The sequence below is a fragment of the Pseudonocardia lutea genome (assembly GCF_042658055.1).
Taxonomy (GTDB): domain Bacteria; phylum Actinomycetota; class Actinomycetes; order Mycobacteriales; family Pseudonocardiaceae; genus Pseudonocardia; species Pseudonocardia lutea.
The window spans coordinates 1-654 of the sequence record NZ_JBHSQK010000138.1 but is presented as its reverse complement, the minus strand read 5'-3'; the positions used below and the strand labels follow the sequence as shown (position 1 = coordinate 654).

1 protein-coding gene is annotated in these 654 nt (G+C 73.9%); it reads left to right on the top strand.

All coding sequences use genetic code 11. The features are described 5' to 3' along the window. Positions 1-79: 79 nt before the first annotated feature. Positions 80-654: MFS transporter (locus ACFQH9_RS32015; protein WP_379572206.1), on the top strand; the 575-nt coding region annotated here is incomplete at its 3' end.

Genomic DNA, 654 nt, shown 5'->3' with positions numbered 1-654 from the left:
CCGCCGCGTCCGATGCGGCTGTGGAGCCGGCCGGCCCGGAGGTGATGGGGAACGGCAGCCCCGTCTCCGGGTTCGGAGGATGAGGCGGCGACGGCGCAGGACCGAGGCCGAGCAGACGCCGGGCGGGCGTGGTGCGCCAGGCGCGCCGGCGTTCCCACGCAGCCTGGTCCTGTCTCTGGTGCTGGGTTCGATCCTCAACCCGGTCAACTCGTCCATCATCGCGGTCGCGCTGATCCCGATCGGTGTCGCGATGGGCGCTTCACCCGCCGCCACCACGTGGCTGGTGTCCGGGCTGTACCTGGCTACAGCCGTGGGGCAACCCGTCGTCGGCCGGCTCGTCGACGCGTTCGGGCCGCGGCCGCTGTTCCTGATCGGAGCGGTGATGACCGTGGCGGGCGGCGTGCTCGGAGCGCTGGCCCCCAACCTGGCAGTGCTCGTCGCCGCCCGGGTCGTGCTGGGGATCGGCACCTGCGCCGGATACCCGGCGGCGATGTACCTGGTCCGCAGCGAGACCGAGCGGACCGGACAGGCCGGCCCCGCGGGGGTGCTGACGGTGCTGGCCGTGGCCACGCAGACCATCGCCATGGCCGGTCTGCCCCTCGGGGGGCTGCTGATCGACCTCGCCGGGTGGCGGGCGGTGTTCGCCGTGAACGT